Here is a 23,475-nt window from a genome sequence, read left to right as displayed (position 1 = left end):
CGGGTAGGGGAAACCGTCCGCCTGACCAGCGGTATACCTACCCGTTCGACGACAGGATGAATGGATGCCGAGTACGACGCCCCCCGATCACCAGCCCGGAACCGACCCGCGGCGTCCGCCGACGACCGTGCAGGGTGCGCTCGCCGCCATCGACACGGAACTGCACCGCACCGTCACGACGCTGCTCTCCGCCGATGCGGCGCCGTTCGCCGAGACCCTCACGCGGCTCCAGGATGCCGAGCGGATCTTCGTCCTCGGTGCCGGTCGTTCCGGCCTGGCGCTGCGGATGACCGCCATGCGGCTGATGCACCTCGGACGCACCGTCCACGTCGTCGGCGAGACCACGACGCCGGCGATCGCCGCGGGCGACGTCCTGCTCGTCGCCAGCGGCTCGGGCACGACGACGGGCATCGTCCGGGCTGCCTCGACGGCGGCGTCCGTCGGTGCCGGCGTCATCGCCATCACGACCGACGCCGACTCCGAACTGGCCGAGCTCGCCTCCGTGGTCGTCGTCGTGCCCGCCGCACAGAAGACCGACCACGGCGGCACGCGGTCGGTGCAGTACTCCGGCGGTCTCTTCGAGCAGTCGGTCATGCTCCTCGGCGACGCGATCTTCCACGCGCTCTGGCAGTCCGCCGGGGTCAGCGCGGAAGAGCTGTGGCCGCGCCACGCGAACCTCGAATAGTCCGCCCCATCCGCTCCCCACGCGACCGACGGACGTCGGTCGTCTCCCCTCACGACAGAAAGCAGCACCACATGAAGCTCCAGGTAGCCATGGACGTCCTCACCACCGAGGCAGCCCTCGAACTCGCCGGGAAGGTCGCGCCCTACGTCGACATCCTCGAGCTCGGCACCCCGCTGATCAAGGCCGAGGGCCTCCGCGCCGTCACCGCGATCAAGGACGCCCACCCCGACAAGATCGTCTTCGCCGACCTCAAGACCATGGACGCCGGCGAGCTCGAAGCCGACATCGCGTTCTCGGCCGGTGCGGACATCGTCACGGTGCTCGGCACCGCCGGCGACAGCACCATCGTCGGCGCGGTGAAGGCGGCGAAGGCGCACGGCAAGTCCGTCGTCGTCGACCTCATCGGCGTCGCCGACAAGGTCGCGCGCGCCAAGGAGGTCACCGCCCTCGGTGCCGCCTTCGTCGAGATGCACGCCGGGCTCGACGAGCAGGCGGAGGAGGGCTTCACCTTCCAGACGCTCCTCTCCGACGGTGAGGCCGCTGCCGTGCCGTTCTCGGTCGCCGGTGGCGTCAACGCCTCGACGATCGCCTCGGTCCAGCAGGCCGGCGCGCAGGTCGCCGTCGCCGGTGGAGCCATCTACTCGGCCGACGACCCGGCTGCTTCCGCCGCCGAGCTCCGCGCAGCGATCGTCGCGTAACCCCTCCCCATCCCGCACCCCTCGGGTTCGGCCAGCGCGGTGCGCTGAGCCGAGCGCGGTGCACCGGACGTGAGCGCGGGTCTCCAGAGACCCGCGCTCACGTGTGTGGGGCGCGCTCGCGCGGCAGCACCGCGCTGGCCTCCCCGACAGGTGGCTGGGTGAACCCCGGGCGTTGGACGGGATTCGGGTCCGGAGCGGCATACTGAGCAGATCACCGCCCGACGTTCGTCGCATATCGTGCCGGACGAGCACCCGGAGGATCTGCCGATGACGCCCGACACCAGCTCGACGCACCCCGTCGTCCACACGCTCGCCGGTGCCGTCCGCGGCATTCGTCGGCCAGACGGCTCGTCCGCCTTCCTCGGCATCCCGTTCGCCGAACCCCCGTTCGGCGCCCGCCGCTTCCAGGCGCCGGAGCCGACCGGCCCATGGGAGGGCGTGCGCGACGCCACCGCCTTCGGTCCGACGCCGCAGCGGAAGGCCATGGCCGAGATCACGACGATCCCCGAGCCGTCCATCCCCGGCGAGTCGACCCTCAACGTCGACGTCTACACCCCGGACCCCTCGCCCGCATCGGACGGCGCCGGACTCCCGGTCCTCGTCTGGATCCACGGCGGCGGCTTCATCGCCGGTTCGCCCGCCAGCCCCTGGTACGACGGCCGCTCGTTCAACCGCGACGGCGTCATCACCGTGTCGATCTCGTACCGACTCGGGTTCGACGGCTTCGGCTGGCTGCCAGACGCCCCGGCGAACCGCGGGGCCCTCGACTGGATCCTCGCCCTCGAATGGGTCCGTGACAACATCCAGGCCTTCGGCGGCGATCCGCGACGCGTGACGATCGCCGGCCAGTCCGCCGGCGGTGGCTCGGTGATGACCCTGCTCGCCACACCTGCCGCCCAGCACCTGTTCCACCGGGCGATCTCGCTGTCCGGCGTCCCCGGAGACGTGCCGCTCGAGCAGGCCCGCTCGCTGACCGAGCGTCTCGCCGCCCACCTCGGGGTCGCGCCGACGGCCGCCGGCTTCGCGAGCGTGCCGGAGACCGCCCTCATCGAGGCGCAGGGGTTCGAGGCGACCGCCGGCGGGCCTCGCGACGCGGAGTCGATCCTCCGCGGGATGACGACCATGGACGGCCGCCTGGGCCTCGGACCGGTGGTCGACGGCGAACTCCTCGTGGACACGGTCGACGCCGGCCTGGCCGCAGGACGCGGGGCCGACAAACCCCTGCTCGTCAGCGCGACCCGTGAGGAGTTCGCCGGCTTCTTCACCGGGCGGCCGGACGCCTTCGACGCCGTACCGCCGGCCTGTGCCGTGCACCTCATGGGGGCTCCCGAGGCGCTCGCCGACGCATACGTCGCGACGCAGGTCGGCGAGCCCACGAGCCTCGTCGCCGGCCGCTTCATCAGCGACGTCATGTTCCGTGAGCGCATCATCCGTTGGGCGGCGGCGCGCGGTGACGCCGAGACCTGGGTCTCCGACTTCGTGTGGCCGTCGGCGGTCAGCGGCATCGCCGAGCACTGTCTCGACGTCCCCTTCTTCTTCGACCTCCTCGACGACCCGGACGTCACGCGGGTCGCCGGTCCCGCCGCACCGCAGGAGTTGGCGGACCGCCTCCACGGCGCCGCCGTCGCCTTCGTCCGCGGCGGTTCGCCGGGTTGGGCACCCGCCGGGCGGTCGGCGTCGGACATCGAGGTGTTCGACGCCGCGGGCGCGCCGGCGACGGAGCCGTTCGCGAGCGCCCGGGTGATCGCCGAGGCCAGACGGCTCGCGGTCACAGCTCCGACGGGATCACCGACCGCGTAGGCCGATCCGGGTGGTCCCGCCAGGGGCTGTCACGAGCGCGTGCTGCGCGTTACGGTCTCCACACGACGAAAGGAATCAGCATGAGCGACCCACGAGACGAGATCGACGACGCGATCGGCGACGCCCAGGAGGCCATCTCCCGAGCGCTGCCCGACAACGCCCCCGAGAGCGACGACCCGATGGCGGCGCCGACGGACGACGACCCGCGTCCCGAGCCCGGCGACGGCGACCCGGCGGACCAGCCGGGCCTCCTGTAACCGCCGAAGAGGCGTCGTCGCCCGACCCCCGCGCGGTGTGCAACGCGGGGGCGCTCCGCGCGCGTATCGGAACGGCCGCGGACGATGTCAACCCCAGGACGGAATGACCGCACCCCAATACGGTGGTCACAGTTCTGCGAAAGGAGCTTCACCATGAACATCCTGCTCATCATCGTCATCGTCGTTGCCATCGTTCTCGCCATCACCGGTGGGTTCGTCCAGTCCCTCAACTTCCTGCTGTGGGTCGGCCTCGTGCTGCTCGCGATCGCGATCATCGCGTTCTTGATCAGGACGATCACGGGTCGCAAGGCCCTCTAGCTCGAACTCGAGCTTCACGAAGCGGTCGGAACCTCAGGGTTCCGGCCGCTTCGCTGTGTCCGGGCCGGAGCTCGGGCCCGTGCCCCCGTCGTCAGCGCAGTGACGGATCGACGCTCGTCCGGCGCAGCACCGCGTCCGCGAAGGCGCCGAACAGTCGCTCGCCGGCCGCTCGCATCGGCTCCGCGATGGCGGCGAGGTCCGCCCGCAACCGATCGGCGGCCTCGGCGGCGGTGCCCGTCACGAACGGCAGGTCGCGGAGCATCGCGGGCTCCTGGAGCCAGTGGTCGAGTGTCGCGGGGTCCACCTCGAGGTGGAACTGGGTCGCGAACACCCGGTCGTCGATCCGGAACGCCTGATTCGGCGTCGAGGGCGAGGACGCCAACACGGTGGCCCCGTGCGGTGCCTCGACGACGTCGCCGTGCCAGTGCAGCACAGGGACCTGTTCGCCACGCATCCCGAGTTCGCCGTCCACGAGCAGCTCGACGTCGCCGACCCCCACCTCGTGCGCGGACGCGCTGTGGAGCGTCGCCCCGAGGGCCGTCGCGATGAGCTGATGCCCGAGGCAGATGCCGAACACCGGGATGCCGAGCACCGCAGCGTCGCGGACGAGCTGTGCCTCGAGGCCGAGGCCCGGGTGCTCCTCCACGTCGAGCGCCCCCATCGGACCGCCGAGGAGGACGAGGCCGTCGAAGCCGGTGATCTCGCGCTCCGGCGGGAGTTCGCGACGCGAGACGACGGTGTCGAGCGTCCAGTCGATGCCGGACGCCGTGAGCACCTCACCGAGCACGGCGGGCTGCTCCCAGGCGACGTGTTGCAGGATCAGGACGTGCGGTCTGGTCATCAGAGGCCTCCGGGTCGCTGCGGCGCCGACTGCTCGCCGCCCGGTCGGGGGAGTCGTCGCCGTGCGAGCATCGTAGCGAATCCGCGCGAGCGCACCCGCCCTCGGCGCCGCGCTCCCGGCCGATACACTGACAGCGTGCTGCTCTCGGACCGTGACATCAAAGCCGAACTCGACGCCTCCCGCATCGCGCTCGACCCGTACTCGCCGGAGATGATCCAGCCCTCGTCGATCGACGTGCGGCTCGATCGCTTCTTCCGGCTCTTCGACAACCACAAGTACCCGTTCATCGATCCCGCCGAAGACCAGCCGGAACTCACCCGGCTCATCGAGACCCTGCCGAACGAGCCGTTCATCCTGCACCCCGGCGAGTTCGTCCTCGGGTCCACCTACGAGCGCGTGTCCCTCCCGGACGACGTCGCCGCGCGGCTGGAGGGGAAGAGCTCGCTCGGCCGCCTCGGCTTGCTGACGCACTCGACCGCCGGCTTCATCGACCCCGGGTTCACGGGGCACGTCACGCTCGAGCTCAGCAACGTCGCGACCCTGCCGATCAAGCTGTGGCCGGGCATGAAGATCGGCCAGATGTGCTTCTTCCGGCTGACCTCGCCGGCCGAGCGCCCCTACGGGTCGAGCGAGTACAGTTCCAGGTATCAGGGACAGCGTGGACCCACCGCCTCCCGTTCCTTCCAGAACTTCCACCGGACCGACGTCGGCGAGACGCAGCGCTGACGGAGGTCTGAGGCGGGCGTTCCGACCGCGGGCCCGCTGGTGGACCAGTAGAAAGGCTCCGCCATGAGCACGTCAGAGCGTCCGGACTTCGCCAGCGCGATCACGGCAGACGGGCCGACGCCGTTCTACCCGCGCCGGATGGTGCGGTTCGGGCAGTTCGTCGGCTCCTGGGACGTGCACTCGAAGCGGCTGGACGACGAGACCGGCGAGTGGGTGGAGTCCGACTTCCGCTGGATCGTGTCGTACGTCCTCGAGGGCCGCGCCGTACAGGACGTCCAACTCGTGGTGAACGACGACGAGCCGTCGGGCTGGGAGACGGTGAGCACCGCGCTGCGGGTCTACGACCGGCTGATGGGTGCGTGGCGGGTCAGTTACGTCGAACCGCGCCGCGGCGAGTTCTGCCAGCTCGTGGCGACGCCGCACCGCTCGGACGGCATCCGGCAGGACGGCACCCGCAACGACGACAAGTTGATCCGGTGGAACTTCAGCGCGATCACCGAGTCCTCCTACACATGGGAGAGCTGGGTGTCCGACGACGAGGGTGCCAGCTGGTGGCTGCAGGAGCACAACGAGGGGCGCCGCATCGTCTGAGGGTCTCGTCTGCGGCGGGCTCAGGCGCCCGCGAGGCGCTCGAGGAGTGACGCGAGCTGTTCGCGCTCGGTGGCGGAGAAGCCGGCCAGGAGCCGCTCTTCGGCGGCGAGGTGGTCCGGGAGGGTCTCCTCGACGAGGTCCTTCCCCGACGGCGTGAGGGCGACGACCGTCCCGCGCCCGTCGTGGTCGCTCGGTCGACGGGTCACGAGGCCGCGGTCGACGAGCTTGTTGACGCGCTGGGCGATCGCGCTCGACGTCACCATGGACCAGTGGGTGAGGTCCTTCGGGGGGAGCTCGTGCGGGGCGCCGGCCCTGAGGAGGGTCGCGAGGACGTCGAACGACGCGCTGTCGAGGCCGTGTGCAGCGAAGGTCGCCGCGAGGCGGGCGTCCACCGTCGTCGCGGCCCGGGAGAGTCGTCCGATCACGGCCATGGGGGAGACGTCGAGCTCGGGTCGCTCGGCCCGCCACTGGTTCAGGATGTCGTCGACGTGCGTGCTCATGCGACCACTCTAGCGATTCGCTTAGCGCTGAGCTATATTTGCTCAGTGCTAAGCAAAAACCTCCGCGTCGCCGCCATCACCGCGCTCGCCCCCGTCAGCTGGGGGACCACCTACCTCGTCACGAGCGAACTGCTCCCGCCCGGACGGCCGCTGCTCGCCGCGGTCCTCCGGGCGTTGCCCGCCGGACTGCTGCTGCTCGCGATCACCCGCACCCTGCCGGTCGGTGACTGGTGGTGGCGGTCCCTCGTCCTCGGCACCCTCAACATCGGCGCCTTCTTCGCCTTCCTCTTCCTCGCCGCCTACCGCCTGCCCGGCGGGGTCGCGGCCACCATGGGCGCGATCGGTCCCGTCCTCGTCGCCGTCCTCGCCAGCCTGCTCGTCGGGGAGGCGTTGACCCTCCGCCGCGTCCTCGCCGGCCTCGCGGGGATCGGCGGCGTCGCGCTCATCGTGCTGCAGGCGGACGCACGCCTCGACGTGGTCGGGGTCGTCGCCGCGCTCGCCGGTGCGGTGTCCATGTCCCTCGGCTCGGTGCTGAGCAAGCGGTGGGGCCGGCCGTCGACGGGTCGGCGGCTCGGTGGCCGCCGCACGGGTTCGGCGAGCACCGCGTCCGGTCTGGCCGTCACGGCGTGGCAGCTCGTCGCCGGCGGGCTCGTCCTCGTGCCGGTCCTCCTCGTCGTCGAGGGGCTGCCCGCGGACGCACCCGGTCCCGCCGCGGTGGGCGGCTACGCCTACCTCGCCGTCGTGGGCACCGCACTCGCCTACGCCCTGTGGTTCCGGGGCATCGGCGTCCTCCCGGTCGGTTCCGTCTCGTTCCTCGGGCTGCTGAGTCCGGTCGTCGCCGTGCTCCTCGGGGTCGCCGTGCTCGGTGAGGGCTTGAGCCTCGGCCAGCTCCTCGGCATCGGGGTCGTCGCCGGCTCCCTCGTCCTGGTCTTCACGGCGCGAGCACCGAAGACCATACTGAGCGCATGAGATTCCGCACCGTCATCGAGCTGCAGGGCAACAACACCGGCATCCTCGTCCCCGACGCCGTCATCGACGAGCTCGGCGCCGGCAAGCGCGTCCCGGTCGTCGTGACCGTCGGCGCGACCACCTACCGCAGCACGATCACGCCGATGGGTGGCCGCTTCCTCATCGCCCTCAGCGCCGCGAACCGGGCTGCGGCCGGGGTCGCCGGCGGTGACGAGGTCGAGGTGGAACTCGAGGTCGACACGGCTCCGCGGGTCTTCCCCCTGCCGCCGGAACTCGAACAGGCGCTCGCGGGTGACGAGCAGGCGCTCGCCGCCTACGGGGCGCTGTCGTTCAGTCGGCAGCGTGCGCTCGCCGAGCCGATCGCGCTCGCGAAGACGGACTCGACGCGCGACAAACGCCTGGCCGCGGCCGTCGAGGCGCTCCGCGGCGCGTGACGGCGAGGCCGACGCCTCCGGACGGGCACCGCACCGAGCAGACTCAGCGCGCAGGCGTCTCGGCGAGGAGCGGTACGACGAGCGGCAACTGCAGGGTGAGCCACGGGCTGAAGGCGAATGGCGCGCGCTCGACCGACTCCAGGAGGGATGCGGGCTCGGCCCAAGCCCACTCCATGACCTCGGCCGGGTTCGGTTCGGGCACAGCGTCGGTGTAGGCGACGTAGACCGGGCAGATCTCGTACTCGACCACGCCGGAGGCGTCGACGGCGCGGTACCGGAAGTCGGGCAGCACGAGGTGCGGCGCCGAGATCGGCAGGCCCAGCTCGGCGCTCGCGCGGCGGAGGACCGCGTCGACGCTGTCCTCCTCGGGGCCCGGGTGACCGCAGAACGAGTTCGTCCAGACGCCCGGCCAGGTGAGCTTCGACAGGGCGCGGCGGGTCACGAGGATGCGGCCGTCGGGACCGATGACGTGGCAGGAGAACGCGAGGTGGAGGGGCGTCTCCTGCGTGTGGACGGTCGCCTTCGGCGTGGTGCCGATGCGGGTGCCGTCCTCGGCGAGCAGGACGACGAGTTCTTCGGGTACCGACATGTGTCCATTCTCCCCGACGATCGGGGCGAACGCGAATGGACAGCTAGCGTACTAATCTCCAGGCTCGGTGAAGTAGCCTCGTGCTATGGAGACCCACCACGTCGTCGACGTGCCCTACCGGCAACAGCACCAGGTCGAGGACGCCCTCGAGCGGTTCCTCGAACTGGCGAAGACGCAGGCGGTGTCGTTCGGCGGCGCCGGGTACCTGCGGCTCTGGGAGACCATCGAACGCAGCATGGCCGGCGGCAAGCGCTTCCGCCCCCGCATGGTCATGACCGCCTACGAGGCGCTCGGCGGAGACGACGTCGTCGCCGCGGCCCACGTCGCGGCCGCCTACGAGCTCCTCCACACCGCGCTGATCGTGCACGACGACGTGATCGACCGCGACTTCGTCCGACGCGGCAGCCCCAACGTCTCCGGCAGCTACCGGGACATCGCGCAGACCGCCGGCATCCCCCTGCCGCTCGCCGAGCACCGCGGCATGTCCGTCGCCGTCATCGCGGGCGACCTCGCCCTGTCGGCGTCCTACCGCCTGATCGACCGCGCCGGCAGTGCCGACTCGGTCCGCACCCGCCTCCGCGAGATCCTCGACGACGCCATCTCCGCGTCGGCCGCCGGTGAACTCGCCGACGTCGACTTCACCGTCGGCGGCGTCGTCCCGACGGTCGACGACATCATCCGCATGGAACGCCTGAAGACCGCGTACTACTCCTTCGAGGCGCCGCTGCAGTCCGGCGGGGTCCTGGCCGGAGCGCCCGAGGCCACGATCGACGCCCTCGGCGCGTTCGGGCAGCAGATTGGCATCGCCTACCAGATCATCGACGACGTCCTCGGGGTCTTCGGCGACGCGAAGACCACGGGCAAGACCACGATCGGCGACCTCCGAGAGGGCAAGCTGACGGTCATGGTGGCCTTCGCCGCCGAGCAGCCCGAATGGCACGCCGTCGAGCACCTCTTCGGCGACCCGGACCTCGACGAGGACGGTGCAGCCGTGCTGCGCGACGTGCTCACCTCCACGGGTGCACGCCAGCACGCGACGCTGCTCGCGGGGGACTACGCCAATCGGGCCTGGGAGCAACTGGCGTCGCCGAGCATCCCACAGCAGCTCCGCGAGGAACTGCGTCCCATCGTGGCCACGGTGCTCGAGCGGTCGCGATGACCGCGGGCGGCAACGGGACGGGGCACCCGAACGACGACGACTCGGCCGTCGGCGACGCCCGACGACTCTACGACCGGGTCGCGCAGGAGACGGCCAGCATCGTGATCCGGCGCTACTCCACCTCCTTCGGGCTCGCGGCCAGGCTCCTCGGCGGCGAGATCCGGCAGGACGTGGAGAACGTCTACGCGCTCGTCCGGATCGCCGACGAGATCGTCGACGGGGTCGCAGCGGCCGCCGGGCTCGACCCCGAGCGGGTCCTCGCCATGCTCGACGCCCTCGAGCGCGACACCGAGGACGCCGTCGAGACGGGGTACAGCAGCAACCTCGTCGTGCACGCCTTCGCCATCACCGCCCGGTCGGCGGGCATCGAGACCGACCTCACCCGGCCGTTCTTCGCGTCCATGCGGGCGGACCTCTCGCGCACCGTCCACACGCCCGAGACCTTCCGCGACTACGTGTACGGCTCCGCCGAGGTCGTCGGCCTCATGTGCCTCCGGATCTTCCTGCGCGGCCACGACGTCGACGACGCCCAGCGCGCCGCGTTCGTCGTCGGAGCCAGGAGCCTCGGCGCGGCGTTCCAGAAGGTCAACTTCCTGCGAGACCTCTCGGCCGACCACGACGAACTGGGTCGCAGCTACTTCCCGGGCGTCGCCGTCGACGACCTCACCGAGGCGCAGAAGCACAGCCTGCTCGACGACATCGAGGCCGACCTCGACCGCTCGGCCGCCGTGCTCGCCCAGCTGCCGAAGTCGAGTCGTCGTGCCGTCGCACTCGCGCAGGAGCTGTTCTCCGAACTGGCGAGACGGATCCGCACCACCCCCGCCTCGGACCTCGTCCGCACCCGCGTGCGCGTCCCCGACCCCGTGAAGCTGCGGATCGCCGCCGGCGCACTCGCCGGCCGGACGCCCACCTCCACCGGCACCACCGCCTCCATCCCGACGATCGACGAGAGCTCCCTGTCATGACCACTTCCCCCACCCGCACCGTCGTCATCGGCGGCGGCATCAGCGGACTCGCCACCGCGGCCCTGCTCGCCCGCGACGGTCAGCAGGTCACCCTGCTCGAACGCCGCGACGTGCTCGGCGGGCGGGCCGGCACCTGGGAGCAGGACGGGTTCACCTTCGACACGGGGCCGAGCTGGTACCTCATGCCTGAGGTCTTCGACCACTTCTACCGACTCCTCGGCACCTCGGCGGCGGAACAGCTCGACCTGGGCCGCCTCGACCCGGCCTACCGGGTCTACTCCGAGGGCCGCGACGGCCACCTCGACCTCGCCGCGAACCGCGCCGACAACCTGGCCCTGTTCGAATCCGTCGAGCCCGGTGCCGGCGCGAAGATGGACGAGTACCTCCGCAGCGCCAAGGAGACGTACGAGATCGCGATCCGGAGCTTCCTCTACACGACCTTCGAGTCGTACCGGACGCTCGCGAGCCGCGAGGTCCTCGCGCGCATGCCGAAGCTGGCGAAGCTCCTGACCGAGGACCTCGACACGCTCACCGCCCGCACCGTCTCCGACGTCCGCCTGCAGCAGATCCTCGGGTATCCGGCGGTCTTCCTCGGGTCCTCACCGTTCGACGCGCCGAGCATGTACCACCTGATGAGCTACCTCGACCTCGAGGACGGCGTGCTCTACCCGCAGGGTGGGTTCTCCCGGATCATCGACACCATCGCCGAGCTGGCGCGTGCCGAGGGCGTGGAGATCGTCACGGGCGCGGAGGTCACGGGCATCACGACGATGCCCGCCGGTCGTCGCTCGCGTGTCGCCGGGATCAACTACCTCGACGCCGACGGTCGCCGTCAGCTCCTGCACGCCGACAACGTCGTGTCGGCCGCCGACCTCCACCACACCGAGACGACGCTCCTCCCGCGTGAGCTGCAGACCTACCCCGCCGAGTACTGGGAGAAGCGCACCGCCGGCCCCGGCGCCGTGCTCGTCATGCTCGGGGTCCGCGGTGAGCTGCCGGAACTGCTGCACCACAGCCTGTTCTTCACCACCGACTGGCGCGACAACTTCGGCCGCATCTTCGGCGAGGTGACGAGCGTGCCCGACCCGGCATCGCTCTACGTCTGCCGCCCGAGCGCCACCGACGCCGGGGTCGCCCCCGAGGGACACGAGAACCTGTTCATCCTCGTGCCCATTCCCGCCGACCCCACCATCGGCGGTGGCGGTGACGCCCAGGTCACGGAGATCGGTGACGCGGCCATCGCGCAGATCGCCGCCTGGGCCGGCGTGCCCGACCTCGCCGACCGCATCGTCGTCCGCCGCGACGTCGGTCCCGCCGACTTCGTGAACGACCTCAACGTGTGGAAGGGCACCTCGCTCGGGCCGGCGCACATCCTCTCGCAGAGCGCGATGTTCCGCAGCGGCAACGTCAGCAAGAAGGTGGACGGCCTCTACTACACGGGTGGTTCCACGATCCCCGGCATCGGGCTCCCCATGTGCCTCATCAGCGCCGAGCTCGTTGTGAAGCGCATGCGCGGCGACATCACGACCGGGCCGATGTCCGTGCCGTTGCGCAGACGTTCCGTGGCCGCCGACTGATGGGTCTGCTGTACCTGCTCGCGCTCCTCGTCTCGATCACCGGGATGGTCATGCTCGACCGCCGGTTCCGCCTGTTCTTCTGGGCGGACCGGCGGCGGGCCGCCGTCATCCTGCCGGTCGGCGTCGTGTTCTTCCTCGTCTGGGACCTGTTCGGCATCGGCCTGGGGATCTTTTTCCGCGGCGAGACCTCGTTCATGACCGGACTGCAGATCGCTCCGGAGCTGCCGATCGAGGAGGTCTTCTTCCTGACTCTCCTCTGCTACCTGACGATGAACCTCTTCGGGGCGGCGCGGCACCTGACCGGGCGCACAGCCAGAGGGACGGACGCCGCCACCGGGGTGAGCGGACGATGACGTACGCCGGACTCAACGCGTGGTTCCTCGCCGTCGTGGCGGTCGTCGCCCTCCTCGCCGTCGTGCGGCTCGACGCCCGCCGTCGCCGCGGCGCGCCAGGGAGTGGCCCGACGGCCGGCACCTGGCTGCTCGGTGTCGGCGGCGTCCTCGTCGTGCTGCTCCTCATGACCGCCCTGTTCGACAACGTCATGATCGGGATCGGGCTCGTCGGCTACGACCCCGAGCTCATCTCCGGCGCCTTCATCGGGGTCGCCCCGCTCGAGGACTTCGCCTACGCCATCGCCGCCGCCGTCCTGCTGCCCTCGCTCTGGGTGCTGCTCGAACGTCGCACCCCGGCTCCCGTCTCCCCATCCCCGTCCCAGGAGGACCCGGCATGAACCGACTCGGCCAGCTCGTGCTGTCCTCACGACCGCTGTCGTGGATCAACACCGCCTATCCGTTCGCGGCGGCCTATCTGCTGACCACCCGCGAGCTCGACCTGACCTTCTGGCTCGGGACGCTCTACTTCCTCATCCCGTACAACTTGGCCATGTACGGGATCAACGACGTGTTCGACTACGAGTCCGACCTCCGGAACCCGCGCAAGGGCGGTGTGGAGGGCGCGGTGCTCGACCGGCGGATGCACCGGCTGACGATCTTCGCGGCGATCGCGACGAACGTCCCGTTCCTCGTCTACCTGGTGGTCGTCGGGTCGCCGCTGTCCTGGCTCGTGCTCGCGATCAGCGTCTTCGCACTCGTCGCCTATAGTGCGCCCGGCCTGCGGTTCAAGGAACGGCCGTTCCTCGACTCGCTCACCTCGAGCACGCACTTCGTGAGCCCGGCGGTCTACGGGCTCGTGCTCGCCGGCGCGGTGTTCACCCCGGCGCTCTGGGCGCTGCTCGTCGGCTACTTCCTCTGGGGCATCGCCAGCCACGCCTTCGGCGCGGTGCAGGACATCATCGCGGACCGGGAGGGCGGCATCGGGTCGATCGCGACCGTCATCGGAGCGGCCCCGACGGTGCGGTTCGCCTTCGTCGCCTACCTCGCCGGTGGTGCGCTGATGCTCGTGACGCCGTGGCCGATCCCGTTGGCCGGCCTGCTCGCCCTGCCGTACGCCGCGAGTGTGCTGCCGTTCTGGAACCTCCGCGAGGAGGACGCCGAGGGCGCGAACGCCGGCTGGAAGCGGTTCCTCCGCCTGAACTTCCTGACGGGGTTCCTTGTCACGATGCTCATCATCTGGTACTGGTTCCTGACGTCCTGATCGAACGCCGCGACCCTGTCTCAGGAGTCCGTCGGTGCGCCGCCCGCGTCATGCGGCGCCGCGCCCGGGAACTCCTGAGACAGGGTCGTCGGTCGAGGCTAGAGCTCGAAGGAGAAGCCGAGGTCCTCGGGGTACTCGCCGAGCTCGGTGAGGCCGGTCGCGGCGCGCTGCAGGGCGGCGAGCGTCAGGCCGAGCGTGCCGGGTCCGAAGCTGACGCGGGAGACGCCGAGCTCCGCGAGTCGCTTGAGCGGCACGGCGCCCGGGTAGCCGATGACGGAGATGCGGCCGTGGACCTGCTCGATCGCCTTCGCGACGAGCTCCTCCGTGCCGAGTCCGAGGAAGAAGATCACGTCGGCGCCCGCCTCGAGGTAGGCGTTGGCGCGTGCGACGGCCTCGTCCCACGCCTCGGGGTCGCCGGCGAGGGTGTCGACGCGGGCGTTGATGACGAGCGGGACACCGGCGTCCTCGGCTCCGGCACGAGCGGCGGCGACACGGGCCGCGGCCTCCTCGATCGGGAACTGCGGAGCCTTCGCCGCGCCGACGGAGTCCTCGAGGTTGATGCCGACGGCGCCGGCCTCGACGATCAGGCGACGGACGTTCTCGCGGACACCCGCGGCGTCGTCGGCGTAGCCCTTCTCGAAGTCGATCGTCACCGGCAGGTCGACGGCGCTCACGATGATCTTCGCGGCGGCGATCGCCTCGTCGACGTCGAGCCCGCCGCCGTCTTCGAGGCCGCGCACGTTCGAGACGGAGTGGCTCGCGGAGGCGAGGGCGACCACGCCGGGCGCCTCGGAGACGACCTTGGCGGTGATGGCGTCCCACACGTTCGTCACGATGAGGGGCGTACCCGGCTGGTGGAGGGAGTTGAGGAGGGTGGCTTTCGCCTGCAGATCGGTCATCTCCGCAGTCTGCCAGCGCGCGTCCACCGGCTGCCCGACAAGCGTCCGGAATTCAGCGAACGTTCGGGTTCGATGCGCTCCGCGGACGGCGCGAGCCGTCCGAAGCGCGGGGTCCCGTGACGGAAGACGGACCGGTCACACACGGCATCCCGGGGCCGTCGCCGACCGGACGACCGTGATGCCCTGCGTATCATTGGTCCCCGAAGGAAGGCGTTCCCATGACGAAACCGCCGACGGTCTACGACGTCGCGCACCACGCGGGCGTCTCCATCGCCACCGTCTCGCGGGTACTCGGCCGGCCGGACGATGTGAAGCCGGCCACCCGCGACAAGGTGCTGGCCTCGGTCGCGGAGCTGGGATACGTCCCGAGCGGTGCCGCCCGCGGACTCGCGGCCCGGCGCACGGGCGTCATCGGCCTGTTCTTCCAGGGGCTCGACGCCATGGACGATCTCGGCGACATCGCGCTCGAGGGTGACGAGGCCGCCGCCGGGGGAGCCCGCGTCGTCCGCGACATCCCCGAGCGGACCGACACGAGGACGCTCAACCTGTACTTCGACGAGGTCCTTCGCGGCTGCGAGCTCGAGTCCTGGCGGAGCGGCTTCGCGCTCCTCGTCGGGGTCGGCCGTGGGTCGACGGCGACGCAGACCGTGCGCGACATGGCGGGCCGGGTGGACGGGCTGATGGTCCTCGCCGGCAGTGCGAGCGAGGAGGAACTCGCGAGGCTGTCGCGCCACGTCCCGATCGTGGTCATGGCCGGACCCCGTCGCGGCGACGACCTCGACCACGTCTCGGTCAGCAACACCGAGGGCATGCGGACCCTCACGGCGCACCTCATCGACGACCTGGGCGCCCGCGAGCTCGAGTACGTGTCGGGGAGCCTCGGTTCGCCCGACGACGCGGAGCGGTGGAGCGGCTTCCAGGCGGCCCTCGCCGAGCGGTCGCTCGACGTCCCCGACGCGCCGACGCTGCGCGGTGACTTCACGCGGGAGGGCGGTCGTCGCGTCGGTCGGGAGCTGTTCGGTCGCGGTGTGCTGCCGCGCGCCGTGGTCTGCGCCAACGACCAGATGGCGCTCGGTGTCATCGACGCCGCCCGGATCGCCGGGGTGGGGGTTCCGGACGAGCTCATCGTCACCGGCTTCGACGGTATCGACGCCGGCCGCCTCTCGACGCCCCGGCTCACGACCGTGCGCCAGCCGATGGAGACCCTCGGCCGGGTCTCGGTGCAGGCGCTCACCCGCCGGCTGGCCGAACCGAAGCTCCCGGCGATGTCCGTCCGTCTGCCGGTCGAGGTCGTCCTCCGGGAGAGCTCCGAGCCGGTCACGTCCTGACCATCGCCTCTGCTCGCGTTCACAATTCAGGACGTCCTCGGCGTGCCGCGCCGCGTCCGTGCGCCGCGAGCCCGCCGCGCCGGCGCGGTCCTGAGTTGCGAACGAGCCGGGAAATCCGACACGGGTTGCACAGGGCAATGTATGCGCTTACACTCAACGGGTACAGACTTCAGCAAGGACGGTGGCGATGACGCACACGACGCATGAGCGGACCCAGGTCCGCAGGCGCAGACGACTCGGAGCGGCGGCGATGATCGCCGCGGCGGCCCTGCTCGTCTCCGGCTGCAGCATCCAGATCAAGAGCGAGCCGGATCCCTCGATCCCCGCCGACACGATGCTGCTGGCCTCCGACAAGGGCACCCCGATGCTCGAGCGGAACTTCAACCCCTACCTCGTGAACAAGCGCTCGGCCTCGAGCTACATCTACGAGCCCCTCGTGATCATCAACGTGCTCGACGGCAAGGAGACGCCGTGGCTCGCCGAGCAGGTCGACCTCCCCGATGCGCGCACGATCGACTACACGATCCGCGAGGGTGCGACCTGGTCGGACGGCGAGGCCTTCACCCCTGAGGACGTCAAGTTCACCTTCGACCTCATCAAGCAGTACCCGACGCTCGACCAGAAGGGCGCCTGGCAGCACATCGACACGGTCGAGGTGAAGGGCCAGCACGTCATCATGCACCTGCTCGACGACGACGCCCCCGCGGCCGACATCGTCTCGCAGACGCTGATCGTCCCCGAGCACATCTGGAAGGACGTCAAGAGCCCCGACACCTGGCGGAACCCGAACCCGGTCGGCACCGGTCCGTACGTCCTCGGCAACTACACCTCGCAGCAGTACACGATGGACAAGAACGAGACGTACTGGCAGGCCGACAAGATCGAGGTCAACCACCTCGTGATCCCCGCGGCCACCGGCGAGCTCGACATCGTGACGAAGGGCTTCGACTGGGCCTACTCGTTCCTGTCGAACGTCGAAGGCACCTGGGGCGCGGCCAACGACCACAACAAGTTCTGGTTCCCGCCGGGCGGCGTGATCGGGCTCGTGCCCAACATGGACGTCGCCCCGTTCGACAACGTCGACGTCCGTCGCGGCATCGCCCTGGCGCTCGACCGCGACAAGATCGCCGACGCGGCGACCGAGGGCTACCTCGGTGCCGCCGGCCAGTCGAGCCTCATGCTCCCCAACCAGGAGGACGAACTCGACCCGACCCTGCCGAACCAGGGCATGATCACCCAGGACACCGCCGGGGCCCTCGAGGCCTTCGCCGCCGCCGGGTACACGCAGCAGGACGGCAAGCTCGTCGACGCGGCGGGCAAGCAGTTCAGCTTCTCGATCACGACGGCCAACGGCTACGCCGACTGGCTGCGTGCGGTGCAGGAGGTCCGCAAGGAGCTCGGCGCCCTCGGCATCGACGTGCAGATCAAGCAGCCGCAGCCCCCGGGCTACCAGCAGGCCATCCAGAGCGGCACCTTCGAGGTCGCGATGGGCGGCATGGGCAACGGCATCATGTTCCAGGGCTTCAACAACAGCTTCAACAGCGAGTTCGCGAAGCCGCTCGGCGAGACGACGTCCAGCAACTTCGGTCGCTACCGGAACCCGCAGATGGACGCACTGCTCGCGCAGTACAAGGCGACCACCGACGAGGCGACCCGCCTGGGGCTGAGCCACCAGATGCAGCAGATCGTCTACAGCGACTTCCCGGTCATCGGGATGTACTACGGCGGACTCTGGGGCCTGTACAACGACAAGAAGTTCACCGGCTGGCCCGATGCGGACAACCCGTACGCGCCGCTGCAGACCTACGACCAGACCCCGCTCCTCGTGTTCACGCACCTCAAGCTCCGGAAGGACGGTGAGTGACCGTGTACATGGTGCGCAAACTCGGCCTCTTCGTCCTCACCCTCTGGGCGGCCGTCACGCTGAACTTCCTCCTGCCGCGGCTCATGCCCGGTTCCCCGACCGACGCCGCGATCGCGAAGCTCGCGCAGAACGGCCCCGTCTCCGCGGCGACGCGGGCGGCGATCGAGGCCCAGCTCGGTGTCCCCGGCGGCAACCTGTGGGAGCAGTACGTCACGTACCTCCACCAGGTCGTCACCCTCGACTTCGGGGTCTCGTACACCTTCTTCCCGCAGTCGGTCGGTGAGCTCATCTGGCAGGCGTTCCCGTACACGATCATCCTGCTCGGCATCGTCACGATCGTCGCGTTCATCCTCGGCACGCTCATCGGTGTGCTGGCGGCTTGGCGACGGAACACCTGGCTCGACGCCCTGCCGACCCTGACCGGTACCTTCGCGAGCACCTTCCCGTACTTCTGGACCGCGCTGCTCCTGCTGTTCTTCGCCGGGTACGTCCTCCACTGGTTCCCGACCTCGGGCGCCTTCGGACCGACGGCCTCGCCGGCCTTCACCTGGGACTTCATCGTCGACGTCGCGTACCACGCGGTGCTGCCGGCGCTGACGATCCTCGTCACCAGCCTCGGCGGGTGGATCATCGGCATGCGCAACGCGATGATCAACACGCTCGGTGACGACTACGTGACCTTCGCCGAGGCGAACGGACTCCGCGGTCGCACGGTCGCCGTCAAGTACGCGGCCCGCAACGCGATCCTCCCGAACCTCACCGGCTTCGGGCTCGCGCTCGGCGGTGTGGTCGGTGGCTCGATCCTCGTGGAGCAGGTGTTCGGATACCCCGGTATCGGCTTCCTCCTGTTCAACGCGGTGATCGGTCAGGACTACCCGCTCATGCAGGCGCTCTTCCTCCTCATCACGGTGAGCGTGCTCGTCGCCAACTTCCTCGTCGACATCCTGTACGGCGTACTCGACCCAAGGACCCGCCGATGACCACCACACAGCACGTCAAGACACTGCAGTCCGACGAAGCCGTCCGTCCGCCGAGGAAGTTCGCCTTCATCGGTCGATCGGCGGCGACGCTCTGGGCCAACTGGAAGTCACGCCTCGGCCTGATCATCCTCGGCTTCTTCATCCTCGTGGCGATCTTCGCCCCGTTCCTCGCCCCGTACGGTGCCAGCCAGGACGGCTTCCCGCGGAACGCCGACTCGAGCCCCGAGCACTGGTTCGGGACGACGGCGGCGGGCGAGGACGTCCTCAGTCAGCTCATCTACGGCTCGCAGATCAGCGTCACCGTCGGCTTCATCGCCGGCATCCTGTCGACGATCGTCGCCGTCCTGATCGGTCTCAGCTGGGGCTACATCAAGGGCTTCGGCGCCGAGGTCGTGAACTTCATCGTCAACCTGTTCCTCGTGGTGCCGGGTCTGCCGCTCATGATCGTCATCGCCGCGTACCTCCAGAACGGTGGGCTGGTGATGATCGTCGCGGTCATCGTCATCACCGGGTGGGCGTGGGGTGCCCGCGTGCTCCGCAGCCAGACGCAGTCGCTGCGTTCGCGGGACTTCGTGACGGCCGCCCGCTTCTCCGGCGACCGCCCGTTCCGCATCGTGTTCAACGAGATCCTCCCGAACATGACCTCGCTCATCGCCGGTGGCTTCTTCGGTGCCGCGACGAGCGCGATCCTGGCCGAGGCGGGCCTCGAGTTCCTCGGACTCGGCGACTCGTCGATCGTCAGCTGGGGCACGATCCTCTACTGGGCGCAGAACTCCAACGCCCTGCTCACCGGTCAGTGGATCCTCCTCTTCGCCCCCGGTCTCTGCATCGCGCTCCTCGCGATGAGCCTCACCCTCATCAACTTCGGTGTCGACGCGATCAGCAACCCGCGCCTCCGTGAAGGGAAGTCCCGATGAACGCCGTCAACCTCCAGGCCGACAGCGCACCGGCTCCGGCCCCCGGCACGGGAGCGCTGCTCGAGGTCCGCGACCTCTCCGTCGTCTACGAGTCCGTCGGTGCCGCACCGGTGCAGGCCGTCGACCACGTGTCGTTCTCCGTCGGTGCCGGTGAGTTCATCGGTCTCGTCGGCGAGTCGGGCTCGGGCAAGTCGACGCTCGGTTTCGCGGCCACCCGGCTGCAGAAGCCGCCGGCGCGCATCAACGGTGGCCAGATCCTCTTCGGGGGATCCGACATCCGCGAGCTCGACGAGGAAGCGCTCCGCGAGCAGCGTCAGGGCGGGTTCGCCATGGTGCTGCAGTCGGGCATGAACGCGCTCAACCCGGTCCGCACGATCCGCAACCACTTCGTCGACATCTTCAAGGCGCACGGGCACGTCTCCCGCGACCGCTGGGATGCACGGATGGCGGAGCTCGTCGAGAAGGTCGGGCTCACGCCGCAGGTCCTCGCCCGGTTCCCAGGTGAACTGTCCGGCGGTATGCGTCAGCGCGTGTCCATCGCGCTCGCCCTCTCGCTCGAACCGCGACTCATGGTGTTCGACGAGCCCACCACCGCGCTCGACGTGCTCGTGCAGCACGCGATCATGGACACGATCACCGAGCTGCAGCAGTCGGAGGGCTTCACCGCCATCCTCATCAGCCACGACCTCGGCGTCGTCCTCGAGGCGACCCAGCGCGTGCTCGTCATGCACGAGGGCCGCATCGTCGAGGACGCCCCGAGCCGCGACATCCTCGAGCGTCCGCAGGATCCGTACACACGGATGCTGCTCAGCCACTACGCCGACCCGCGTGCAGCGGTCGTCGAGCTGCCCGGCTTCCCCTCACGGGCGAACCGGGGCACGGCTCCCGTCTCCGGCACGACGACGAGTGTCCCGACCGCGACGAGCGCGAGCTCCGAGTCGGGCAAGGCCTCGTCGCGCGCCGGTCGTTCGGCGGAGTCGGCGGTCATCGTCGACGCCGTCTCGAAGGTGTACCCGCCGCCGCGTCGTGGTGAGTCCGCGGTCACGGCCGTCGACGACGTGTCGTTCACGCTCGAACCCGGGCAGTCGCTCGCCCTCGTGGGGGCCTCTGGCTCCGGCAAGTCGACGATCGCGAAGCTCATCACGGGCATCGAGAAGCCGACGTCCGGCGCGGTCCGCTTCGGCGACCTCGACGTCGCCCAGCTGAACCGCAAGGGCATCCGGAATCTGCACAAGAACGTGCAGATGATCTTCCAGGACCCGTATGCGGCGCTCAACCCGCTGCACACGGTCGAGTACACGCTCACCCGTCCGGTCGTGAACTTCACCGGGCTGAAGGGCGACGCCGTCCGCAAGCGTGTGCTCGAGCTCCTCGAGACGGTGGGGCTCTCGCCGGTCGAGCAGTTCGCGGCGAAGCTTCCCCACCAGCTCTCCGGTGGGCAGCGGCAGCGCGTCGTGATCGCCCGGGCGCTCGCGAGCGACCCGCAGGTGCTCATCGCCGACGAGCCGGTGTCGATGCTCGACGTGTCGCTCCGGGCCGGTGTGCTCGCGCTGCTCGAGGACCTCCGCGAGCAGTGGGGCGTCTCGATGCTCTACATCACGCACGACCTGCTGTCGGCGCGACTCGTGACCGACAACATCATGGTCCTCAATCAGGGCCGTGTGGTCGAACGTGGCGAGACCGCGCACGTCCTGCAGCACCCGCAAGATCCGTACACGATCCAGCTGCTCGACGCGGTCCCCAACCCGGCGCGCGCCAAGCGCTGAGCCCGTCCCGTCCCTGCGGTTTCTCCGGTCCCTGAGCCACCCCTCCCGGTCCCTGAGCTTGTCGAAGGGCCACACCACTCCCGGTCCCTGAGCTTGTCGAAGGGCCACACCCCAACATGAAACAGGAGCAACACCCGTGCTGACCTTCCCCGACGGCTTCCTCTGGGGCGCCGCCACCGCTGCCCACCAGATCGAGGGCAACAACATCAACAGCAACTGGTGGGTGCACGAGCACGAAGCCGGGACGAACATCGTCGAGCCCTCGGGCGACGCGATGGACAGCTACCACCGCTACCGCGAGGACATGCAGCTCCTTGCCGACGCGGGGCTCAACACCTACCGCTTCAGCATCGAGTGGGCACGCATCGAGCCCGAGCGCGGCGTCGTCTCGCGGGCCGAGGTCGACCACTACCGCCGCATGGTCGACACCGCGCACGAGCTCGGGCTCAACCCGGTCGTCACGCTCATGCACTTCACGGTGCCGCGCTGGTTCGAGCGTGACGGGTTCTGGCGGGCGAAGGACGCCGCCGACCTCTTCGCGCGGTACACCGAGCTGACCCTGCCGATCGTCGGCGAGGGTGTCGAGCACGTCTGCACGATCAACGAGCCGAACATCGCCGCGATGCTCGCCGGTGGCGAGGACGCCGCGAACCTCGTCGCGTACGGGCTCCCCAACCCGGACCTCTTCGTCGCCGACGCGCTCCTCGAATCGCACAAGCGTTCGCGTGAGGTGCTGTCGCAGGTGTCTGGCCTGAAGTCCGGCTGGACCATCGCGACGCAGGCGTTCCGCTCGAACGGTGAGCCCGGTTCCGACGAGATGCTGCGCGAGTACGGCTACCCGCGCGACGACTGGTACCTCGAACAGTCCGCCGGCGACGACTTCCTCGGTGTCCAGGCGTACACGCGCACGTTCATCGGGCCGAAGGGTCCGCTGCCCGTCGAGGACGGCGTCGAGACGACGCTCACCGGGTGGGAGTTCTACCCGCCGGCTGCCGCCGAGGGCGTGCGGAGTGCGTGGGAGCTGTCCGGCGGGGTGCCGATCATGATCACCGAGAACGGCATCGCGACCTCCGACGACCCGCGCCGGATCGACTACACCGACGGTGCGCTCCGCGAGCTGCACGCGTGCATCGAGGACGGCATCCAGCTGGAGGGCTACCTGCACTGGAGTGCCCTCGACAACTACGAGTGGGCGAGTGGCTTCCGGCCGACCTTCGGCCTCATCGCCGTCGACCGCGAGACCTTCGTGCGGACGCCCAAGCCGAGCCTCGCGTGGCTCGGGAACGTCGCGAAGGTGAACGGCCTCACCGACTAACTGAGGTTCGCAATTCAGGACGTCTCCGGCGTGTCCGTCCCCGGGCCCCGCTGACGAGTCGCGCCACGCGACGGGTCTCCTGAGTTGTGAACGAAGGGACCGCAGATGGTGTGTGTCCGCAATTCAGGACGCCTCCGGCGCGGCGCGCCCGATTGCGGTCCGGTCGTCCGCGACGCGCGGTGCTGGTCCTGAGTTGTGGACGGAGAGAGCCCCGGGCAGCGGTTGCTGCCCGGGGCTCTTCGTGTGGTGGTCCGGTGCGGGACGCATGGGCCGGTGACGCCGGCGACCGGTCAGCGGTCGCCGTGCGGGCCGCGACCGGAGCGACCACCTGGGCCGCGTCCGTGGGCGGTGCGCTCGTCCCAGCCGAAGGCCCGGGCGATGCTCCCGAGGCTGGCGAGGGTCGTCGCGAGGTCCTCGGGCGAGACGGCGTCGGTGACGGTCTGGCGGACCGCGTCGACCTTCGTGCGGAGCGCGTCGTGAGCCTCGCGTCCGGTGTCCGTCAGGGTGATGCCGTCGGTGTCGACGGTGACCCAGCCTCGCGCGGCGAAGTCCATGACGATCTCGGCGGTCGAGCGACGCGGACCGCGGTGCCCACGGTGGTGGCCCCGGCCGAACGGCGCGCCACCGGAGTGGTGATCGTGACCGAAGCCGGGACCGCCGGGCCGTCCGTGACCGACGGTGTGGTCGCGGCCGGGGTGGCCGTC

At 70.1% G+C, this 23,475-nt stretch carries 25 protein-coding genes and 1 pseudogene; 21 read left to right on the top strand and 5 right to left on the bottom strand.

Annotation, left to right across the window (positions count from 1 at the left end; translation table 11 throughout):
* The first annotated feature begins 64 nt into the window (after nucleotides 1-64).
* From hxlB to ASE44_RS18815, 5 genes are all read left to right on the top strand, one after another.
* A complete protein-coding gene (hxlB, locus tag ASE44_RS10080) occupies nucleotides 65-685 on the top strand; it encodes a 6-phospho-3-hexuloisomerase (RefSeq protein WP_056779389.1) in 621 nt (206 codons plus the stop codon).
* Between the two features lie 71 nt (nucleotides 686-756).
* Nucleotides 757-1,383, top strand: a complete 627-nt coding sequence (gene hxlA / locus ASE44_RS10075; RefSeq protein WP_056779385.1) for a 3-hexulose-6-phosphate synthase — start codon at nucleotides 757-759, stop codon at nucleotides 1,381-1,383.
* A gap of 267 nt (nucleotides 1,384-1,650) precedes the next feature.
* A complete protein-coding gene (locus ASE44_RS10070; protein WP_082455945.1) occupies nucleotides 1,651-3,183 on the top strand; it encodes a carboxylesterase/lipase family protein in 1,533 nt (510 codons plus the stop codon).
* Nucleotides 3,184-3,263: 80 nt separating this feature from the next.
* Entirely contained in the window at nucleotides 3,264-3,440 is a 177-nt protein-coding gene (locus ASE44_RS18485; RefSeq protein WP_157579855.1) for a hypothetical protein, read from the top strand.
* 153 nt (nucleotides 3,441-3,593) lie between these two features.
* Nucleotides 3,594-3,758 carry a hypothetical protein gene (locus ASE44_RS18815; RefSeq protein WP_162852292.1) on the top strand — a complete coding sequence of 55 codons (165 nt, stop codon included), beginning with the start codon at nucleotides 3,594-3,596 and terminating at the stop codon, nucleotides 3,756-3,758.
* Nucleotides 3,759-3,849: 91 nt separating this feature from the next.
* Here the strand turns inward: ASE44_RS18815 and ASE44_RS10065 are convergent, their stop codons facing one another.
* Nucleotides 3,850-4,599: a type 1 glutamine amidotransferase gene (locus ASE44_RS10065; protein ID WP_082455944.1), complete on the bottom strand. Its 750-nt coding sequence runs from the start codon at nucleotides 4,597-4,599 to the stop codon at nucleotides 3,850-3,852.
* 135 nt (nucleotides 4,600-4,734) lie between these two features.
* Between ASE44_RS10065 and dcd the strand changes: the two genes are divergently transcribed.
* Both dcd and ASE44_RS10055 read left to right on the top strand, forming a co-directional pair.
* Nucleotides 4,735-5,325, top strand: a complete 591-nt coding sequence (gene dcd / locus ASE44_RS10060; protein WP_056009122.1) for a dCTP deaminase — start codon at nucleotides 4,735-4,737, stop codon at nucleotides 5,323-5,325.
* A 63-nt stretch (nucleotides 5,326-5,388) separates the two neighbouring features.
* Nucleotides 5,389-5,916 carry a hypothetical protein gene (locus ASE44_RS10055; protein WP_056009120.1) on the top strand — a complete coding sequence of 176 codons (528 nt, stop codon included), beginning with the start codon at nucleotides 5,389-5,391 and terminating at the stop codon, nucleotides 5,914-5,916.
* Nucleotides 5,917-5,936: 20 nt separating this feature from the next.
* Here the strand turns inward: ASE44_RS10055 and ASE44_RS10050 are convergent, their stop codons facing one another.
* Complete coding sequence (locus ASE44_RS10050; RefSeq protein WP_056779382.1) at nucleotides 5,937-6,416, bottom strand: MarR family winged helix-turn-helix transcriptional regulator; 480 nt, start codon at nucleotides 6,414-6,416, stop codon at nucleotides 5,937-5,939.
* A gap of 45 nt (nucleotides 6,417-6,461) precedes the next feature.
* Between ASE44_RS10050 and ASE44_RS10045 the strand changes: the two genes are divergently transcribed.
* A complete protein-coding gene (locus ASE44_RS10045; protein WP_056779380.1) occupies nucleotides 6,462-7,385 on the top strand; it encodes an EamA family transporter in 924 nt (307 codons plus the stop codon).
* Nucleotides 7,382-7,819: a YdeI/OmpD-associated family protein gene (locus ASE44_RS10040; RefSeq protein WP_056779377.1), complete on the top strand. Its 438-nt coding sequence runs from the start codon at nucleotides 7,382-7,384 to the stop codon at nucleotides 7,817-7,819. The genes ASE44_RS10045 and ASE44_RS10040 overlap by 4 nt, the downstream gene beginning before the upstream one ends.
* A 43-nt stretch (nucleotides 7,820-7,862) precedes the next feature.
* Here ASE44_RS10040 and idi read toward each other — a convergent pair whose 3' ends face one another.
* The gene (idi, locus tag ASE44_RS10035) at nucleotides 7,863-8,408 is read right to left on the bottom strand and encodes an isopentenyl-diphosphate Delta-isomerase (RefSeq protein ID WP_056779373.1); all 546 of its coding nucleotides are present in this window, start codon (nucleotides 8,406-8,408) and stop codon (nucleotides 7,863-7,865) included.
* Nucleotides 8,409-8,493: 85 nt separating this feature from the next.
* On the opposite strand from idi, the gene ASE44_RS10030 reads away from it, so the two are divergent.
* The 6 genes from ASE44_RS10030 to ASE44_RS10005 are packed head-to-tail and all read left to right on the top strand — an operon-like array spanning nucleotide 8,494 to nucleotide 13,702.
* Nucleotides 8,494-9,567 (top strand): polyprenyl synthetase family protein, encoded by a 1,074-nt coding sequence (locus ASE44_RS10030; RefSeq protein WP_082455943.1) that lies wholly within the window; start codon nucleotides 8,494-8,496, stop codon nucleotides 9,565-9,567.
* Nucleotides 9,564-10,532, top strand: a complete 969-nt coding sequence (locus tag ASE44_RS10025; RefSeq protein WP_082455942.1) for a phytoene/squalene synthase family protein — start codon at nucleotides 9,564-9,566, stop codon at nucleotides 10,530-10,532. Before ASE44_RS10030 ends, ASE44_RS10025 begins: the two co-directional genes overlap by 4 nt.
* A complete protein-coding gene (gene crtI, locus ASE44_RS10020; RefSeq protein ID WP_056779370.1) occupies nucleotides 10,529-12,109 on the top strand; it encodes a phytoene desaturase family protein in 1,581 nt (526 codons plus the stop codon). Before ASE44_RS10025 ends, crtI begins: the two co-directional genes overlap by 4 nt.
* Nucleotides 12,109-12,462, top strand: a complete 354-nt coding sequence (locus ASE44_RS10015) for a lycopene cyclase domain-containing protein (RefSeq protein ID WP_056009101.1) — start codon at nucleotides 12,109-12,111, stop codon at nucleotides 12,460-12,462. The genes crtI and ASE44_RS10015 overlap by 1 nt, the downstream gene beginning before the upstream one ends.
* Complete coding sequence (locus ASE44_RS10010) at nucleotides 12,459-12,839, top strand: lycopene cyclase domain-containing protein (RefSeq protein ID WP_056779367.1); 381 nt, start codon at nucleotides 12,459-12,461, stop codon at nucleotides 12,837-12,839. Before ASE44_RS10015 ends, ASE44_RS10010 begins: the two co-directional genes overlap by 4 nt.
* The gene (locus ASE44_RS10005; protein WP_056009095.1) at nucleotides 12,836-13,702 is read left to right on the top strand and encodes a prenyltransferase; all 867 of its coding nucleotides are present in this window, start codon (nucleotides 12,836-12,838) and stop codon (nucleotides 13,700-13,702) included. The genes ASE44_RS10010 and ASE44_RS10005 overlap by 4 nt, the downstream gene beginning before the upstream one ends.
* Nucleotides 13,703-13,800: 98 nt before the next feature.
* Here ASE44_RS10005 and ASE44_RS10000 read toward each other — a convergent pair whose 3' ends face one another.
* Nucleotides 13,801-14,601: an isocitrate lyase/phosphoenolpyruvate mutase family protein gene (locus ASE44_RS10000; RefSeq protein ID WP_056009092.1), complete on the bottom strand. Its 801-nt coding sequence runs from the start codon at nucleotides 14,599-14,601 to the stop codon at nucleotides 13,801-13,803.
* 218 nt (nucleotides 14,602-14,819) lie between these two features.
* Between ASE44_RS10000 and ASE44_RS09995 the strand changes: the two genes are divergently transcribed.
* The 6 genes from ASE44_RS09995 (at nucleotide 14,820) to ASE44_RS09970 (ending at nucleotide 22,771) form a co-directional block, all read left to right on the top strand.
* The gene (locus ASE44_RS09995; RefSeq protein WP_056779365.1) at nucleotides 14,820-15,929 is read left to right on the top strand and encodes a LacI family DNA-binding transcriptional regulator; all 1,110 of its coding nucleotides are present in this window, start codon (nucleotides 14,820-14,822) and stop codon (nucleotides 15,927-15,929) included.
* Between the two features lie 187 nt (nucleotides 15,930-16,116).
* Complete coding sequence (locus ASE44_RS09990; protein ID WP_082455941.1) at nucleotides 16,117-17,793, top strand: ABC transporter substrate-binding protein; 1,677 nt, start codon at nucleotides 16,117-16,119, stop codon at nucleotides 17,791-17,793.
* A gap of 8 nt (nucleotides 17,794-17,801) precedes the next feature.
* Entirely contained in the window at nucleotides 17,802-18,773 is a 972-nt protein-coding gene (locus ASE44_RS09985) for an ABC transporter permease (protein WP_056011596.1), read from the top strand.
* On the top strand, nucleotides 18,770-19,690 hold the full coding sequence (locus ASE44_RS09980; RefSeq protein WP_056779362.1) for an ABC transporter permease: 921 nt from the start codon (nucleotides 18,770-18,772) through the stop codon (nucleotides 19,688-19,690). The genes ASE44_RS09985 and ASE44_RS09980 overlap by 4 nt, the downstream gene beginning before the upstream one ends.
* Nucleotides 19,687-21,456 (top strand): ABC transporter ATP-binding protein, encoded by a 1,770-nt coding sequence (locus tag ASE44_RS09975; RefSeq protein ID WP_056009084.1) that lies wholly within the window; start codon nucleotides 19,687-19,689, stop codon nucleotides 21,454-21,456. The genes ASE44_RS09980 and ASE44_RS09975 overlap by 4 nt, the downstream gene beginning before the upstream one ends.
* A 136-nt stretch (nucleotides 21,457-21,592) precedes the next feature.
* Nucleotides 21,593-22,771, top strand: coding sequence for a glycoside hydrolase family 1 protein (locus ASE44_RS09970; RefSeq protein WP_056779358.1), 1,179 nt, complete (start codon nucleotides 21,593-21,595; stop codon nucleotides 22,769-22,771).
* Between the two features lie 290 nt (nucleotides 22,772-23,061).
* Here the strand turns inward: ASE44_RS09970 and ASE44_RS18695 are convergent.
* Nucleotides 23,062-23,475, bottom strand: a pseudogene (locus tag ASE44_RS18695) (hypothetical protein); the annotation flags it as partial.

The sequence above is a fragment of the Plantibacter sp. Leaf1 genome, from assembly GCF_001421315.1.
Taxonomy (GTDB): domain Bacteria; phylum Actinomycetota; class Actinomycetes; order Actinomycetales; family Microbacteriaceae; genus Plantibacter.
Note: the sequence above shows the minus strand (reverse complement) of the source record. Positions and strands in the feature narration are given on the sequence as shown.